Source organism: Gordonia sp. 852002-51296_SCH5728562-b (genome assembly GCF_001665475.1).
Classification (GTDB): Bacteria; Actinomycetota; Actinomycetes; order Mycobacteriales; family Mycobacteriaceae; genus Gordonia; species Gordonia sputi.
The window spans coordinates 111002-128762 of record NZ_LZMI01000008.1; the positions used below are offsets into that span (position 1 = coordinate 111002).

General features: G+C 64.6%; 2 protein-coding genes (1 of these 2 only partly in view). Both read right to left on the bottom strand.

Annotation, left to right across the window (positions count from 1 at the left end; translation table 11 throughout):
• Nucleotides 1-9582, bottom strand: the beginning of a protein-coding gene (locus A5766_RS01545; RefSeq protein ID WP_156527330.1) for a non-ribosomal peptide synthetase. Its footprint begins 23331 nt before the window's first position; the window shows 9582 of its 32913 coding nt (coding positions 1-9582); the start codon lies at nt 9580-9582; its stop codon lies off the left edge, out of view.
• Nucleotides 9579-17588: a non-ribosomal peptide synthetase gene (locus A5766_RS01550; RefSeq protein ID WP_064903123.1), complete on the bottom strand. Its 8010-nt coding sequence runs from the start codon at nt 17586-17588 to the stop codon at nt 9579-9581. The genes A5766_RS01545 and A5766_RS01550 overlap by 4 nt, the downstream gene beginning before the upstream one ends.
• Between the last annotated feature and the right edge of the window lie 173 nt (nt 17589-17761).

The window sequence follows — 17761 nt, forward strand, 5'->3', positions numbered from 1 at the left end:
CAGCGGTTCGGCATCGACGAAGGGATCCACGGTGACAGGAGCGAGACTGGTGAACCATCCGACGGTGCGCGCGAGGTCGGCGCCCGGCGCCAGATCTTCCTCGCGCCCATGCCCTTCGACGAGAATCGCCACCGGCGACGTCGACGTCACGCCCTGGCTGACCCGCCAGCGACCGATCGACGCACCGAGTGCGGCGAGCATCGCCGTCTGCGGCGTCGTCCGGAACGACTTGGCCACTGAGGTGAGAACCCGCTCGCCGAGTTCGGCGGGCAGGGTGCGACGCAAGGTCCGGGCGCGAGATTCGCGATCGGTACCGCGATCGATGGGCCGAAGCCCCGGCTCGACCTGTGCGGGCAGGGCCTCGAGCCACCCTGCGACTTCGTCCGATCGCTGGGCTGCGGTGTCAGCCAAAGCCGCCGACCACCGTCGCACCGACGTAACCTCTGCCGCGAGTACAACCGGCGAGCCTGCCGCACGCTGAGCGAATCCGGTCACGGCAGCGGTGATGATGGTCTGCCACGACACAGCGTCGACGACGGCGTGATGGATCGCGACGATGCCCCGACCGGGCCCTCCGGACGCCGGGAGCAGCGCGGCATAGGAGAGCATTCGACCGGATGTCGGGTCGAGTCGACCCACGGCCGCGGCGTGCTCGGCGACGAGTTCCTCTTCGAACTCTGTTGTGCCCGGATGGCTCTCGGTATGACGGATACTGGCCATGTCGTCGTCGAAGCGACGTCCCGTTGCGGTCAGTCGCCACGCTCCCGATGCGTCGACGCCGAGGTCTGCCGACAACATGGGGTGGTTCTCGACGAGTGCCCCGAGCACCGCGACGACGTCGGAAACCGTTGCGTCCTCCCGGTGCAGGACGATCGCGGCCTGCGAGAAATCTGCCAGTTCAGAAGGTTGGTCGACGCGATCAACGAGCCACCTGATGATCGGGGGGAGCGTGATCTCGCCGTATGCTCCGCCAGAAAGCTCAGGCAGGACGTCGACCCCGGCCTCGTCCACGGCGCGAGCCAATGCACGAACAGTCTTGGCCTCGAAGATGTCTCGTGGGCGCAAGTCGAATCCGGCAGCACGAAGTGCCGACGAGAACTGGATCGACATGATCGAGTCGCCGCCGAGTGCGAAGAACGACGCATCGGTCGAGACCCTGTCGACACCAAGCGTCGCCGCCATGATATCGGCGACCCGCGCCTCGACATCGTTGGTCGGCTCGGATGCCGTTGTCTCCGCGCTGATCTCGGGCTCCGGTAGCGCATCGCGATCAAGTTTCCCGACCGGGGTCAACGGCAGAGCAGGCAGCGCGATGACGCTCACCGGCACCATGTAATGCGGGAGTAGCCCTTCGACGTGATGGATCAACGCCGACTCGCTGGGCACCTGCGAGGGGTCGGCGGCCACGACGTAGGACACGAGCCTGTCGGTGCCGGACTGATCGGACCGACCGATCGTGACGGCCTGCGCGACAAGCGGATGCGAGCCCAGCGCGGCGTCGATCTCGCCCAGCTCGATTCGCTGACCGCGGATCTTCACCTGATGATCTGACCGTCCTGCGAACTCCAGATCACCCGACGATGTCCAGCGGACCATGTCGCCGGTGCGATAGAGGCGTTCACCGCGCTGCCCGTACGGGTTCGCAACAAAGCTCGACGCGGTTAGCCCTGCGCGATGCAGATAGCCCTGGGCCAGGCCGTCTCCAGCGAGGTAAAGCTCACCAACGACGCCCGTGGGAACCGGGCGTAGCCACGCGTCGAGCACGACTGCGGCGGATCCGGTGATCGGTCGTCCGATTGTGATCGACTGCCCTGGAATCGATCTCGCCACCGTGGCCCAGACGGTCGACTCGCTGGGGCCGTACAGGTTGAGCATCTCGGTGGTGGTGCCGAAGACCTCGACCAACTCGGGAGGGCACGCCTCGCCCGCGGTCGTGAGATGGCGAACACCGTCGAGTGCAGCGTGTCCACCGGCTACCGACTCCGTCGACCCTGCCTTGCTCGACGCCGATGTCAGGGTGGCGAGAACTGTCGGCGTCACGACCATGTCCGTGACGCGTCCCGCCGTGATGACTGCCCGCAGGTCGTCACCGCCGTAGACCTCCGCGGGCGAGACCACGAGTGTGTGGCCACCCGCGTACGCCCAGATCATCTCGAAGAAGGCGGCGTCGAAGCTCGGAGAGGCGACGTGCAGGACACGCGTGTCGTCCGCGGAACCCGACATGCGCTGCTGCGCTGCTGCCAACGCGGCCAGACCACGCTGGCTGACGGCCACGGCCTTCGGCAATCCTGTGGAGCCAGATGTGTAGATCAGGTAGGCGAGGTGATCGATCGTCAGGGGTGCGAGCAGCTCGTCGTCGGCGAGGGGGGCACCTGCGTCGTCGACCGGCGGGTTCGACGAGTCGTCGAGGCACGTCCAGCGGACGTCGCCACCCCGGACGTTGTCGATGAACTCGGTCGTGGTCAGACCGATCCCTACTCCCGAATCGGTGAGCATGTGCTCGACGCGGTGCCGTGGATAGCGCGGGTCGACGGGCAGATACGCGGCACCCGCCTTGAGGATCGACCACACCGCTGTCACCGACTCGACGGAGCGTTCGATGGCAACGGGCACAACGCTTCCGGGTCCGATCCCTTCACCGACGAGCCGACGTGCATACGTGTTCGTCACCGATTCGAACTCGGCATAGGATACTTCGCGATCGCCACAGACAATGGCTGGTCGGCCTTCGACGATCGCCCTGCGTGACAACAGCTCTCGGATCGTTCCAGGTGGCGGCGGTGCGTCACCGACGGCTGGGACGGCAACGCTGTCGACGTCCTGGTCGATGATGTCGATATCGCGAATCGCGCTCGCAGAGCGCAGCGCCAGCGCACGCAGCACGCGCAGAAAGATCGAACGGATTCGGGTCGCGGTCACATCGTCGAACAGTGCAGTCGCATAGGACATCTCGCCGCTCAGCCGCGCACTCGCCCCGCGCCCGGATTCGACGAACGAGAAGGCCAGGTCGACCTTTGTCGTCGTCGTCGGCACCACGACCGGCTCTACGGTGAGGCCGCCGATGTCGAACGATTCTCCAAAGTCGACGTCACGCGCTTGGTAAGTGAGTCCAACCTGGAACAGCGGCGAAAACGCCGTCGACCGCGTAGGCGCAATGGCATCCACCAATTCCTCGAACGGTAGGTCGGAATTGGCCATCGCCTCGAGGTCTACGTCACGCACCTGCCGCAGGAACTCGCCGACACCGATCGTCGGATCGACCGGCGTCCGCAGCACCAACGTGTTGACGAACATCCCGACCATGTCATCGAGTGCGGCGTTGCCGCGTCCGGCGACCGCAGCACCAATGGTGACATCGGTCGAGGTCGACACTCGCGCAACGGCGATCGCGAGCGCAGCGTGTACAATCATGAAAGTCGTTGTGCCGGAAACCTTTGCGAGGGCACCGATCCGATCGGCGACGTCGTCTGGCACGTCGAACGACATTGTGGCGCCGCGCTGGTCGAAGACCGCTGGACGTTGACGGTCGAGCGGCAGGCCGACCACATCGGGGAGCCCCGAGAGATGAGACCGCCAATAGCTCAACTGCTTACCGAGCACCGAGTCCTCGTCGTTGATGCTGCCGAGTTGCTCACGTTGCCAGACAGTGAAATCGGCGTACTGCACCGCGAGCGGCTGCTGGTGCTGCTGGGACGGTGTCGCGTCGGAACTACGTGCCGAGTAGGCCATCGCGAGGTCGCGCGCGAGTACCGTGGCCGACTCGCCGTCGAAGGCGATGTGGTGCGCGACAAGTATCACGAGGTGGTCGTCGCCGTCGCGTGCGACCCGCCCACGCAGTGGAAGTTCGGTCGTGACGTCGAAACCACGCTCGGCGAACTCGCCGAGTTCCGCGACCGACGTCACCGACCAGTCAAATGCGTCGCGTGCGTCGTCGATGTCGAGCGTGCGCTGCACGGGAATCGCGGAGCCTTGGTGGGTCTCGGACGGGAACACCGTGCGCAACACCTCGTGTCGCACGAGCAGATCACAGACCGCAAGGTGTAGTGCGACGAGGTCGACGTCGCCGCGCAGCCTCAGCGCGACCGGAATGTTGTATGCACCGGAATCGACGTCGTACTGATTGAGGAACCAGATCCGCTGCTGCGCATAAGACAACGGCACCACGGCATCAGGGTCCGCACGCGGCACGAGTGGCAGTGCTGCTACGTCGCCCCCGTGATCGAGTCGCTGAGCCAACTGTGCGGCAGTGGGCGATTCGAAGAGATCGCGAAGCGGAACGTGTGCACCGAGCGCGTCCGAGATCCGCGCCACGATCCTGGTCGCCGACAACGAGTTGGCTCCGAGACCGAAGAAGTCGTCCGTCGCACCAACTCTGTCGAGACCAAGCACCTCTGCCACGACGTCGGCGATCGCGATTTCGACGTCGCCTTGCGGCGGCACGTACTCGGTTGAGCCGAAGTCGGGCGATGGCAGAGCGTTACGGTCCAGCTTTCCCGCCGGATTGAGTGGCATGGCCTCGAGTACGGTCCAGATGGTCGGTCGCATGTATTCCGGCAGCCGCGACGCTATCGCCGAGCGCGCGGCATCGACGTCCAGGTCCGGTCCCGACGGCGTGACGAACGCCGCCAGATGGCTTCCGCCGTCGGGAGAGTTGACCACCAGCGCGGCGGCGTTACTCACCTCGGCGAGGTCGGTGAGCGCTGCCTCGATCTCCCCCAGCTCGATGCGCTGCCCGCGCAACTTGACCTGAAAGTCGGTGCGGCCGAGATACTCGATCGCTCCGGTGCGATTCCACCGCACCAGATCACCCGTCCGGTAGAGCCGACCACCGACGCGCAACGGGTCGGCAACGAAGCGTTCGGCACTCAACCCGGGCCTGTGCGCGTACCCGCGGGCGACCTGAACGCCTCCGAGGTAAAGCTCACCGGGAATGCCGGGGCCCGTCGGGTGAAGTCGTGCGTCGAGGATGCGCAAGTCGGTGTTCCACACCGGAACACCGATCGGCACGGTTTGGCCCACCGAATCCAGATCCGCATGGCTGACTTCGACCGCCGCCTCCGTCGGACCGAACAGATTGTGCAGCCCGGCGTGCGGGAGCACTTCACGAACGTTGCGCGCCAACGCCGGTGGGAGAGCTTCACCCGACGCGAACACGTACCGCAGCCCGTCGAGTCGCCCGAGTCGTCCATGGTCGACGACGTCGAGGAATGTGGCGAGCATCGACGGAACGAAATGCACGCTCGTCGCCCTGGTGCGTTCGAGCAGATCGATGAGATAGTCCGGGTCGGCGTGCCTGCCATCTGCGGTGATCGCCATTCGGGCACCGGCGAGCGTCGGCGCGAAGAGCTCGGGAACCGATACGTCGAAGGTGAACGGCGTCTTGAGAATCACCGTGTCGTCGGAGGTGAGAGGGAACGTCGACAGACCCCATCGAAGCCTGTTGAGGACGGAACGATGGGAGACGCTGACGCCCTTGGGAATACCCGTCGACCCCGACGTGAACAGCGTGTACAGCGCATTGTCCGGATGTAGTGAACCCCGGCGCTCGCTGTCGTTGATCGGCCGTGACGCCGCGGAGCCGAGAGTGGCGACGGCCTCGTCGAGACTCACCTCGACGAGTCGTAGATCCGTTGCGGTGGCGATCTTCTCCGCCAGCACCGGCGGAATATCGCCGTCTCGCACCAGGATCAGGCGCACCTGTGCTGCCGAGCACATGTGGTCGAGTCTCTCGATCGGGGCTGCGGGATCGATCGGCACGTATTGACCACCCGCCGCGACGACCGCGTGTACCGCGATGACCATCTCCGGCGATCGTGGGATGCACACACCGACCGCAACCTCAGGCCCGACACCTGATCGGATGAGTCGTCGCGCAGTAGAGTTGACCGCGGCGGCGAACTCGTCGAAACCGAGTTCTCTTCCGTCGAATTCGAGTGCCGCACCGTCGAAACCGTGTGTCGCGGCGAGCAGATCAGCGAGAGTGACCGCACTGAGCTCGACGGTCGGTCCTGCCGAACGTTCCTCGATCCGCGCGAGCTCGACATCATCAGGTTGACCGAGATCGCCGATCGCCCGACCGGGTTCGCTCACCACCTCGCCCAGCACTGCCAGAAGAAGGTCCACAAACGAGGACGCGGTGTCGGCGCTGAAGAGGTCGGTCGCGTACTCCAGTACGCCGACAAGCGAGCGCGGAGGCGGCGCCTCACCCGTACGCTGTTCCCCCGCAAACAATCCGGCGGCGCCCTCGACGAAAGTGATGGACATGTCGTTGTCGGTGAGGTCGCGGTACTGCTCGACCAGTTCTGCGGTGACGCCGGAGAGGTCGAAGCGTGTGTCCTGCGAACTCTGCAGCACGAGCATCACCTGGAAGATCGGCGAATGTGCGGTGCTGCGGGGAGGATCGACAGCTTCGACGACCAGGTCGAATGGGACGTCGGCGTTCGCGAACGCTGCGAGATCGTCTTCTCTGATCGTCGCCAGCAACTCGTCGAACGACATTGCCGAACCCAGCTCGGTGCGCAGCGCGATGGTATTCACGAACATTCCGACGAGATCGTCGAGTCCGCGCTCACCTCGTCCAGCGAACGGGGTTCCGACCACCAGGTCACGTTCACCGGTCAGCCGATGCAGTAGAACCACCGTCGCCGCATGCAGGATCATGAACAGCGATACGTTGTGCGCCTTTGCAGTTGCGTCGATCGCGGCAACCAGATCCGGGTCGAGCGCGAATGGCACCGCCGACGCCATGTGTGACTGCACGGCGGGGCGTGACCCGTCGATGGGCAGCGAGATGGCGTCAGGTGCGCCGCGCAGCGTGCCCGTCCAAAACGCGAGCTGTCGCCCTGCGGGCGACCCGGGATCGGTGGGCTCGCCGAGGACATCCCGGTGCCAAAGCGTGTAGTCGGCGTACTGCACCTGCAGCGGAACCAGAGCGGCACTGCGGTTCTCACGGTGCGCGGCGTAAGCAGTAAGCATGTCGCGTGCGAGCGGACCAAGCGAACCGCCGTCACCGATCACGTGGTGTACGACAAGCACGAACACGAAGTCGAGATTGTCGACTTCGATCAGCGTCGCACGTAACGGTGGCTGCTCGGCGAGGTCGAACGGAGCTGACGCGACGGACGCTATCTCCGCGTCGAGTCGGTCGGTGACGCCGCGAAGGCGCACTGGCGGCGCGATATCGAGCCGCGGACGGATCTCGTCGACGCCGAGAATCTGTTGCGCCGGAACGCCGTCCACCACGACAAACCGCGTGCGCAGCGTCTCGTGCCGGGCGATCACGTCACGCATCGCGGCGTCGAGCGCGCGGGGATCGAGGTCGCCGCGGAAACGGAGCACGAGGGGCAGGTTGTACACCGTGCTCGACGGATCGAGTTGGTTCAAGAACCAAATTCGACGTTGGGCAAAGGACAGGGGGATATGCTCGGGCCTCGTCCGCGCGGTGAGCGCGATGCGATTCTCGTGATCGCGGTCACCGACGCGCGCCGCCAGCTCACGAACCGTCGGCGCCTCGAAGATGTCGCGCACGGTGACCGTGAGACCTTGCTCCTCTGCGCACCTCGCTGCGATCTGCGCTGCTGCAAGGGAATTGCCGCCGACATCGAAAATCGACGTCGCGACACCCATGTCCGGAGTCCCGAGGACGTCGGACACGATCTCGAGCAGCGCGCGTTCGAGATCGGTTTCTGGTTCGACGATCACATCGTCGAGTTCGACGACCGGATCGGGCAGCGCCCGGCGGTCGAGCTTGCCGTTGACCGTCAACGGGAGTCGGTCCAAGATCATCACGACATCTGGAACCATGTAGCCAGGCAGTCGGGCCGACGCCGAGGTGCGCACGGCGGCGGCATCGAGCATTTCGCCCGGTTCCCCGGCGACGATGTAGCCAACGAGTTGTTCGAGACCGGAGTCATTGTGCTTCACCGCAACCGCAGCGGCCACGACACCATCAGCATCGAGCAGCGCGGCCTCCACCTCGCCCAGTTCGATACGGAACCCGCGGAGCTTCACCTGCGCATCAGACCGTCCGAGGTACTCGAGGCTGCCGTCGCGCACGATCCCGAGGTCACCGCTGCGGTACATGCGCGATCCCGCCGGGCCGAACGGATCGGCGACGAAACGGGTCGCCGTGAGGCCCTCACGGCCGAGATAGCCGCGAGTCACCTGCGTTCCACTGAGGTACAGTTCTCCCGGCACCCCGTCGGGAACAGGATTGAGTCGCGCGTCGAGAAGGTAGATCGCCAGTCCCGGCAATGCGTTTCCGACGTCGGACGCTGCGGTCGATGCCACGAAGTCGGCCGAAAGAGCACGGAAGGTCGAGTGCACGGTGGTCTCGGTGATCCCATACATATTCACCAATGTCGGTCCAGCAGAGCCAGACTCCGACAGTCTGTCGTCGTACCACCTGCGCACCTGAAGGAAATCGAGCGCCTCGCCCGCGAAGATCATGTACCTGACGTGGTCGCTGAAGGAGGCCGGTGCGCCCGGGCGTACCGCGGCAGCCAGCTGATAGAACGCAGAGGGTGTTTGCGAGACAACGGTGACCTGCTGCATCGCCACCAGTCGGGCGAAGTCCTCCGGGCTTCGCGTCGTCATGAAATCGACGACGACCAGTCGTCCGCCAAACAACAGTGCGCCCCAGATCTCGAAGACAGAGACGTCAAAGGCGTACGAGTGGAACATCGTCCACACATCGCTCTCACCGAAGTCGTACATGCGCGCGGCCGCGGCCATCAGCGCGACAACACTGCGATGCTCGACGACAACACCCTTGGGCCGACCCGTCGATCCCGAGGTGTAGATCATGTAGGCGGCCGAATCCGCTGCGACTGCGCGTCGTTCGAATTCGACACCGGTGACCGACGCGCCGGTGACTGATTCCCGCTCGACGCCGAGGAAACTCAGGGCCGAGATGTCCTGCGGTGAGCAGAGCACTAGCGCCGGGCGAGCATCTGAAACGATGAACGCAAGTCTGTCCCGGGGATGAGCGGTGTCCAGTGGGAGATACGCGGCACCCGATTTGAGAACCCCGAGAATCGCTACGAGCAGGTCTGCGGTTCGCGGAAGTGCCAGTCCGACAACACTCTCCACCCCGATACCGCGTGCACGCAATCCGGCAGCGAGGTCGTCACTCGCCGTGTCGAGTTGGTCGTAGGTCAGCGACCGGCCACTGGTATCGGATACCGCGGTTGCGCCGGGATGCCTCTGGGCCGCCGACCAGAAGAGGCCCGGAAGCGACTCCCAATCGTCGGTGCCTGCGAGTTCGCCTGCGCGCCGACGGATCTCCAACATCGCCTGCTGCGTGGCCAGAGCCGTGGCAGCTGGGTCACCATCGACGGTTCCGATATGCCCCGCCACCGTGGCTGTGACGGCCGCCTCGGTATCGATGCCCCGATCGGCGAGCATTTGCACAGTCCCGGCCAATTGGGTGTTCAACTGCCCGAAGGCGACCGAAGACCCGCTGGGCGTGACAAAGGCGTCGGCAGCAGGCGCGAGAGACGCCGCAATCGCCACCAGGGTCGCCGTGGAGGGTGGCCCTCCCCACCCGCGTGAAATGTCCGTTGCCGAATCCACGGTCGTCACGGGCGATGTGCCTCCTCAGTGGTCACTGACTGTGTTGCGTTGTCCCGCAGCGCCTTCAACACTTCATCGAGCGCTTCTGGTCCACCGGCTGCCATCGGCGGAACACTGGTCATCAACGCCATTGTCAGCGCTGAGTCGTCGCCGGCGTCGGGCATCACGACAGCCATCGCGGTCATCGAAGCCTCTATGTCGGCGAAGGTCAGCGACACCCCGGAAAAGTCGATCGCGATGGCAGCGGGCGTCTCACCTGCTGCAATACGGACGAGGTCGGCGAGCGGGACGTCGTGTGCGCTCACGGTCTCGACCGGTGATCGCTGCAGTTCGTCCTCGAGACGAATGTCTATGTCTCCGACGATGCTGCTCGAGTCCGCGACGACTGCGTCGAGCACCAGCGCGAAGCGCGCGGCCATCCGTGCAACGGTCGACTCATCAAAAAGGTCTCTTGCGTAAGTGATCTGACCGTCGATCGAGTTGCCGGCGCCGCCGGTGGGCGTCAGCGTCAGTTGCAGATCAACCTTGGCCGAGACGTCGGGTTCGCCCAGCGGAGTTGCGCGCACTCCGGGTAGTTCGACGACGGGGAACTCGAAGTTCTGGAATGCGAACATCACCTGGAACAGCGGGTTGTACGACACCGGCGGATGCCTCAGAACGCGTGCCACGATGGCGTCGAACGCGACGTCTGTGTGTGAGAAGTCCGAGAGGTCCTCATGACGAACTCGCGCGAGCAACTCGGTGAACTGCTCGCCCGGACGTACCGATGTCCGCAGCGGCAACGTGTTGACGAACATGCCGACGACCCGTTCGAGGGCCTGCTCGCCACGCCCGGCGTAGGGCGTCCCCACGACGATGTCCTCGACACCACTGACGCGGCTGAGGAAGACGACGTATGCGGCGTGCATCACCATGAAGAGCGTCGTGTTGTTACTTCGCGCGATCGACTCGAGCGCCGCGACAACGTCGGGTGCTATCTCGAATTCGACTGCGCCGCCGGCGAAGCTCGGTGATCTCGACCGGTCCCTGTCCGTCGGCAACTCGAGCAGATCCGGAACGCTCGCCAGACGCTCACTCCAGTAGGAGAGTTGACGCTCCTCCTCGGTGACACCGTCACTTGTGTGGGCAAGTTTCTCGGCCTGCCACAGGGCGAAATCGGCGTACTGAATCGACAGCGGACGCCAGTGCGGGGCATGTCCGCCAGATCGTGCGGCGTAGGCCTCCATCAGGTCCCTTGCGAGCGGAGCCATCGAGGCACCGTCGGCGCTGATGTGATGCACGACGAAGGACAACACATGCCCGGTATTGCTGACTCGGAGCAGCTTCAGTCGGATTGGGGGTTGCTCTGTGACGTCGAACCCCACGGCATTGACCTCTGCGATCGCCGAGGCGATGTCGTCCGACACATCGACGACTTGCATGTCGATTCGGTCCGCGGCGTCGTCAGCAGGAATAATCACCTGGACCGGACGACCGTTAACCATGGGATACGTAGTCCGAAGCGACTCGTGGCGCCGGATCACGTCCTGTACGGACGCCGTCAGTGCCTCGATGTCGAGATCGCCCTCTAGCCGCAGTGCCATCGAGACGTTGTATGCCGCAGAGTCCGGATCAGCACGATTGAGCAGCCACATACCGCGCTGCACCGTCGAAACCGGAACCATTTCTGCACGCTGGTGCGGTATCAGCCGCGGAACGCTCGATCCACCGAACGAATTCGCTACGTGCGTTGCCAGTTCAGAGGCCGTCGAGGCCTCGAAGAGCTCACGGACGCTGACCTGCCGGTCGAGCACTGTCGACAACCGCGCGGCGAGCTTTGCCGCCGCCAGGGAGTTCCCACCGAGTTCGAAGAAGCCGTCGTGCACGCTCACCCGGTCGAGTCCGAGGGCCTCTGCGAACAGCCCGGCGATCACGTCCTCGAGTTGACTCCGCGGAGCGACGAAATCGGCAGACATCGTGAAATCAACTGCGGGAAGGGACTTTCGATCAACTTTGCCGACACGCGTCAGCGGCCACTCGTTGAGGATCACAACCGTCTGGGGAACCATGTACGCGGGAAGCTGCTCACGCGCAAACGCGAGCAGACCTTCGGGCTGCGGCTCGACGCCCTTGTGAGCGGTGACATAGGTGACGAGCACCGCCTCGCCCGCAGGCCCGGTTACGCCGATGCTCAGTGCGGCGTCGATCTCGGGGTGCGCGGCCAGTGCTGCATCGACTTCCCCTGGCTCGATCCGCAGCCCGCGAATCTTCAACTGGAAGTCGCTGCGTCCGTGGTAGACGAGCTCTCCGGTCGGACGTCGGGTGACGCGGTCGCCGGTGCGATACATCCTCCCGTGGCCGAACGGGTCGGCCACGAAACGCGTAACGGTCAGACCCGGCCTACCCCGGTAGCCAAGGGCAACCTGGTCTCCCGCCAAGTACAGCTCTCCGGCTACCCCGTCGGGCACCGGACGCAGAGCCGAATCCAGCACGCGCGCAGTGACACCGGGCAACGCTGTACCAATCGTCACTTCCGCGTCGGCCCGCAGCGGACCCGCGAGCGTGGCCCAGACGGTGCACTCCGTCGGACCGTACAGATTGAATACTCGGCGCTGCGACCAGCGGCCGAGAAGCTCGGCACTCAGCGCCTCGCCCCCGCTGAGGATCGTCGAGAGCGAAACCGCTCGGTGCGGATCGAGCGTCGCGAGCACGGAGGGTGTCAGGAGCGCGTGCGTGACCTCGTGTCGCTCGATGAAGTCGCTGAGCTGCTCGCCCGCGTAGGTGTCCGACGCGGCGACCACCAACTGCGCACCCGCGGAAAAGGCCAGGAGGAGTTCGAGTATCGACGCATCGAAACTCGGCGACGACACGTGCAGAACTCGGGAATTGCGGTCGACTCCGAAGCTCTCGACCAAATTGTGCGCGAAACCGGCCAACCCGAGATGGCTGACGGCGGTCGCCTTGGGCGTACCCGTCGAACCGGACGTGAAGATCAGGTACGCGACGTCGGAGAGATCGATCGGCCTGGTGCGCTCGGCGTCAACGATCGGACCCGCTCCGTGTCCCGCGATCTGGATCTCGGTGTCGGGGTCATCCATCTCAATCCACGACACCGCGGCCTCGTTGATTTCGGCGTCCGGCGCGGACCGCCGACCATCGGCTGTCAGCCGAATACCTACTCGCGCACCTGAATCTGCGAGCATCGTCGCACGCCGCGCGGCAGGCTGCCCCGGATCGAGAAGCACGAAGCCCGCACCGCTCTTGATCACCGCGAGCGTCGCCATCACCGAATCGGGCGAGCGCGGAATGCTGATGGCTACGATATCGCCCGGACCGACTCCGCGAGCGATCAATTCACGCGAGAACTGGTTGGTACGTGCGATCAGATCGGCATAGCGAGTTCGGTACTCGCCGTCCATGGCCAGTGCGGTGGGTAGTCCCCGCGCGGTACCCGCCTCGATGATCGCGGCAAAGGTCTGCGGGTCAACCGGTGCCGGCCGCGGCACGGTGTCGCGATTACCGGCATCGACGATGTCGAGCGACCCGACCGACCTGGTTGGGTCTGCGAGCATTCCGTCGAGCACCTCGAACAAGAACCCGGTTAGACGTTGGACAGACTCTCTCTCGAATATGTCTGTTGCGTAGGAGAACTCGGCGTCGATGTGCTGGGCGCCATCTCGCGTCGACTGCACGAACGAGACGCTCAGATCGCTCTTCGCCGCCGGGACGCGTACCGCCCGCACCTGCACGGGAGCATCATCAACCGCCATCGCCGGGTGCCCGTGCTGCCACGTCACGCCCACCTGATAGATCGGCGTGTGAGAGAGGGATCGATGGGGCGCGAGCTCGTCGATCACTACATCGAAGGGCGTCTCCGATCGTGCGAGCACAGCAGCGAATTCGCCACGGACTTCTCCGATCAGTGCACTGACCGACAGCCTGGATAGGGGCCGGACCCGGACAAGTACGGTGTTGACGAACATGCCGACCACATCGTCGAGAACCTTGTCGGCCCGACCGGCAACTGCAACTCCGATCGGCACGTCGTCGACCCCGGCCAACCGCGAGAGCACGATACTGAGAGCGGTGTGGACGACCATGAACGGTGTAACGCCGCGGCTATCGGCCAGCTCGAGGATACGTCGGGTGCGAATCTCCCCAAGCGAGACGTCGACGAAATCGCCGGCACCCGAAGCGATCCGAGGGCGAGGACGATCGGTCGGAAGGTCGAGCAACTCGGGCAGACCCGCGAGGTGATTGCGCCAGAACTCCAACTCGTGCGTGACAAGTGAGTTGGCGTCGTGCCGGTCGCCGAGTCTTTCGCGCTGCCACAATGCGTAGTCCGCGTACTGCAATGGCAAAGGAGCCCAAGTGGGTTCGGTGTCCGACCGGCGTGCCACGTACGCGGCGGTGAGATCCCGAATCAGAGGCGTCAACGACGCACCGTCGCCCGCCACATGGTGCAGGACAACCAGAACCGTCGCGGTGCCGTCGGACAGGAAGATGCGGACACGCAACGGCGTCTCACTCGTGAGGTCGAATCCCCTACTTGCCTCCTGAAGTACCCGTGCGTCCAGATCTGCGGGCGATACATGTTCGACGCCGTGCAGCACATCCGCGGGAAGATCGTCGACGGAACGGATCACCTGGATCGGCTCACCATCAACCGCGGTGAACACCGTTCTCAGCGGCTCGTGACGTGCAACCACATCGACGACGGCGCTACGCATCGCGTCGATATCGACATCTATGAGCGAGACCGTACCCGCCATGTTGTAGGTGCCCGCGGATGGGTCGAGCCTGTTGATGAACCACAGGCGCGTTTGCGCCGACGACAGCGGAAGCGCATCAGGACGGGGCATCGGACGGGGTCCGGACGCCGATTCGTCGATGTCCGTCAGGTGTTTGGCCATCTGACCGATGTCATCGGAGCCGAAGATGTCGAGCACTCGCAACTCTCGCCCGAGTTCGCTGCGCACTCGTGCGGTGAGTCGCGCGGCAGACAGCGAGTCGGCACCAAGACGGAAGAGGTTGTCGCGCATACCGACTCGTGGCACATCCAGCAACTCTCCGATAACCCGCGCCAAACCGATCTCGTCGTCGGTACGCGCGGGGACGTGCTGCTCTTCGGGTTGAGCCGAAGGCGGCGCAAGTGCTGTGCGGTCGAGCTTTCCATTGGGTCCAACAGGGAATTCGTCGACGAAGACAACGGCCGACGGCACCATGTGCGAAGGCAGACGCCGACGGCACCAGCCGAGCAGCGCGTCGGCCGTGACGTCGTTGTCTTCAGTGGTGCCGCCTTCTGCGGTGACGTCACCGGCATCTCGCGATCGGCGAACATAGCCGACAACGGCAGTCCTGCCGTTGTCGGACCGAGCGATCACCACCGCCTTGTCGACACCCGGCAATTCCGCCATGACGCTTTCGATCTCGCCCAGTTCGACGCGTTGTCCACGGATCTTCACCTGGAAGTCCGCGCGGCCGATGTACAGAATCTCGCCGGCGGCGGACCACCGAACGAGGTCGCCTGTGCGGTACATACGTGTTCCGCCGTCGTATGGGTTGGCCACGAACCGATCCGCGGTGAGGCCCGGCTGACCGGTATATCCGATGGCCAACTGGTCGCCAGCGAGATACAGCTCGCCCGTAGCGTTGACCGGGACCGGCCGCAGCTGCGAATCAAGCACGTAGACAGAGACATTCGGCACCGGTCGCCCGATCGGCACGTCTGCAACGTTGGAGTCGACGCGGTACTCGGTCACATCGACGGCCGCCTCGGTCGGGCCGTACAGATTGACGAGATCGACCGCGGTCCGAGACCGAACCGTCGCGGCGAGTTCGGCGGCGAGAGCTTCACCAGAGGTGAACACCCGACGCATACTCGCAGGGAACATTGCCGAGACGGCCTTCGACTCGAGGACCTCGCTGAAGACGTCCAACATCGACGGCACGAAATGTGCGACGGTGACCGCACGCTCTTCCATGAGCGAGTGCAGGTAGTCGGGATCGCGGTGCCCGCCCGGCTGAGCAATGACCAATCGGGCGCCGGTCCGCAAGGGCCACAACAGCTCCCAAACAGAAACGTCGAACGTGATCGGCGTCTTGTACAGCACACGGTCGTCGACGCCGAGCGGGTAGTGCTTCTGCATCCACTCGAGGCGGTTGATCACGGCGCGGTGGCCGACCTCGACTCCCTTCGGAGCGCCGGTCGACCCAGACGTGAAGATGACGTAGGCGGCCGGACCCGCCAGTGAGCGCGGTTCGGAGTCTGCGTCGTGTCCACGTTGCGCTCCGCCGCGCTCGAGGTAGGCGTCGTCGACAACCACCGCGGCACCGACCGTGTCGGTGATCTGTGTTCGACGTGCGGCGGGAGCCTGCGGGTCGACGGGCACGTATGCGGCACCGAGTGTCAATGCGGCGTAGACGGCGCACACCTGGTCGACGCCACGTTCGAGGCTGACAACCACGGTGTCACCGACGCCGACGCCATCGGCCCGCAGCCGAAGGGCGAGGTCTGACCGCATCTGCGAGAATTCGTGATAGGTCCATGTCTGGCCGTCGAACTCGATTGCGGTCGCGTCGGGCGTCGCACGACATTGGGCGTCGAACGGTCCCAGGACCGACCCGTCGGCGTCGATCTCCATCGGTTCGCCGGCTCCGAGGGCGAGCAGGTCCCCACGCTCCTCCGGAAGCAGCAGCTCAACGCGTTCGATCGGAGATTCGAGGTCAGAGAGCAACGCACGGGTGAACGCGATGAATCGCCTGACATGACGGTCGAGCTCACGCTCGGTGTACAGGTTGGGATTGCCGTGCAGGTCGACGGTCAAGGGCGCACCGGGACTGGCCTGGTAAAGGTTGCAGCGCAGGTCTTCGAGGATTCCCGAGGACAGAATGTGGTAGCCGACGGTCGCGCCCGTCACCGTGACCGGCTTGTCGAAGAACATCATGTTCACGATCGGGCCGAAGGAGGCGTAGACGGTGTCGGCGAGGCCTGCCTCGAGGCGAATGTCTTCGAATCTGAATCTCTGGTGGCGCAACGCCCCGGTCAGCTCGAGCTGCATCTGCGCGATCAGCTCACGCATCGTGGCGTCGGAAACCGACCGGGCGCGCACCGGAAGCATGTTGGAGAGCATGCCCCCGCCGTTGCGGACCTTTGCAGTTGCTCGACCTGTCACGGGCAGACTGAGGACCACCTCGTCCGTGCCGGTCATGCGCGCCAGGAAGGCCGAAAATGCTGCGGTCAGGACGACAGCAGCCGACGAATTGAGACCTGATGCCACCGATTCGACGAGACCCTGCGTTTCGGCATCGACGTCGTACCCGGCGACGACGTTGTGCGCCGATAGCGGGGCTGTCGCCGACTGCGCCGACAAGGTGACGCGTTCGGGAAGGTCGCGAACCTTCTCGGCCCAGTACTCGCGGTCGCGTTCCCGGCGGGTGCTCGACGCATACGTCTGGTCGTAGTCGACGATCTCCGCGAGCCCTGCTCGCGCAGGTTCTGTCTCGTGGGTGCCGCCGAGCCGCGCGTTGTACAGATTGAGCGCGGTCATGAGACTGGTCAGGGCGGAGTACCCGTCGAGCACGATGTGGTGGCCGCCCATGTAGAGGATCGTTCGGTCGTCGGCTATGCGTAGTAGGCACGCCGTGGCCAAGGGTCCCGCGGTCAGGTCGATCGAGCGCGCGTATTCCGCCCGCATCCACTCGAGCGCGCGCGCTTCGGCGTCGCACTGCCCACGAAAGTCCAATTCATCGACCTCAAAGTTGACCGTGCGATCAACTATTTGAATCGGCACTCCGCCGACCTCGGAAATCCTTGTGAAAGGAGATTCGAATTCCCATGCCGCGTCACGAATACACCGTTTGAGCAGCTCACGATCGATTTCTCGGTCTTTGTCGCGGATATCGATGTAGTGCGCGATGGTGATGGAGTAATGCGCGGTGAGGTTCTCTGCGAACCACATTCCGCGCTGCGCGGCCGTCAGCGGCAAGAACCCGTTCGGGGTAGTCTCACCACCGATCAACGCCCCAACATCCATCCCGACAATCCTCACTGACGTCTTATGGCTGATACTGCACGAAGCCCGCTCATTCCACACTAGGACATGAACCCCACGTACGAATATCTGCTCTTCGGACCCTCTTGGGTACACGGCCGCGCGAATATCCGCAGGAAATTCACAGCGAACCATTTACTCCAGACAACCCGGGG

What these genes read in the sequence shown, in the direction of transcription:
- A5766_RS01550 (WP_064903123.1), bottom strand. Translation starts at nt 17,588, where the DNA reads ATGGATGTTGGGGCGTTGATCGGTGGTGAGACTACCCCGAACGGGTTC.